General features: G+C 52.6%; 1 protein-coding gene. It reads right to left on the bottom strand.

The window, feature by feature from the left end; translation table 11 throughout:
• Window positions 1–146: 146 nt before the first annotated feature.
• Window positions 147–1,529 carry a photosystem II reaction center protein CP43 gene (psbC, locus tag MICAI_RS16150; RefSeq protein WP_002801320.1) on the bottom strand — a complete coding sequence of 461 codons (1,383 nt, stop codon included), beginning with the start codon at window positions 1,527–1,529 and terminating at the stop codon, window positions 147–149.
• Window positions 1,530–1,543 lie beyond the last annotated feature (14 nt).

Raw genomic sequence — 1,543 nt, 5'->3', positions numbered from 1 at the left:
CTTAATTCATAATTTATAATTCCCGCTCCCCACTTCCCCACACCCCACACCCTGCCCCCTGGAAAAGCTTTTTCAGCAAACCCTATTTAACAACAAAAAGGCTCCCGCCAACTAGACGGGAGCCGCTGCCATCGAACTAACCGAAATTAGTCGAGGTCAGGCATTGCCAATGCGGGTTCAGTCTCGCGGTCAATTCCTTTCTCGAAACCGGCGGCGGCGGCGCGAGCGCGTCCAGCGTGCCAGAGGTGTCCAATCAGGAAGAAGAAGGCGAGGGTGAAGTGAGAGGTAGCCAACCAAGCGCGAGGAGACACATAGTTAAACGAGTTAACGTCAGTGATAACCCCACCTACAGAGTTCAAGGAACCTAAAGGAGCGTGGGTCATGTATTCAGCCGCGCGGCGTACTTGCCAGGGTTGCACGTCATTTCTGATTTTGTCGAGGTCTAAACCGTTAGGACCACGAAGGGGTTCTAACCAGGGACCGCGGAAATCCCAGAAACGCATGGTTTCACCACCGAAGATGATTTCGCCAGTGGGAGAGCGCATCAGGTATTTACCTAGACCAGTGGGGCCTTGGGCAGAAGCGACGTTAGCACCTAAGCGTTGGTCACGGACCAAGAAGGTGAAAGCTTGAGCTTGGGAAGCTTCCATACCGGTCGGACCGTAGAATTCACTGGGATAGGCGGTGTTGTTAAACCAAACGTAAACGGCGGCGATAAAGCCCATCATGGAAAGAGCGCCCAAGCTGTAGGACAGATAGGCTTCTCCAGACCAGATGAAAGCGCGACGGGCCCAGGCAAAAGGTTTGGTGAGAATGTGCCAGATACCGCCAGCGATACAGATTAAGCCAATCCAGATGTGACCGCCGATGATATCTTCCATGTTGTTGACGCTGATAATCCAGCCTTCGCCACCGAAGGGAGCTTTAGTCAGATAACCAAAGATAACTGCGGGGTTGAGGGTCGGATTGGTGATGATGCGGACATCACCACCACCGGGGGCCCAGGTATCATAGACACCGCCAAAGAACATGGCTTTAAATACCAACAACAGCGCACCACAACCCAAGAGAATCAGGTGATAACCGATGATGTTGGTCATTTGGTTTTTGTCTTTCCAGTCGTAACCGAAGAAATTAGAGTATTCCTCTAGGGTTTCCGGTCCGCGGATAGCGTGGTAGATACCACCAAAACCGAGTACAGCCGAAGAAATTAAGTGCAGAACACCAGCGACGAAGTAGGGGAAGGTATCGACTACTTCACCACCCGGACCGACCCCAAAACCGAGGGTAGCTAAGTGGGGAAGCAGGATTAAACCCTGTTCGTACATCGGTTTTTCGGGGATAAAGTGGGCGGTTTCAAACAGGGTCATTGCCCCGGCCCAGAAAACGATTAAACCAGCGTGAGCGACGTGAGCGCCGAGCAGTTTACCGGAGAGGTTGATAAGACGAGCGTTACCAGACCACCAAGCGAAGCCAGTGGAACTTTGGTCACGACCACTAGCAGTAGGGATATTAGAGAGCGTTACCACGCGGGAGAACCTCC

This window comes from Microcystis sp. T1-4, assembly GCF_000297435.1.
Taxonomy (GTDB): Bacteria; Cyanobacteriota; Cyanobacteriia; order Cyanobacteriales; family Microcystaceae; genus Microcystis.
The sequence above is the reverse complement of the archived record's forward strand: the minus strand, read 5'-3'. Positions and strand labels throughout refer to the sequence as shown.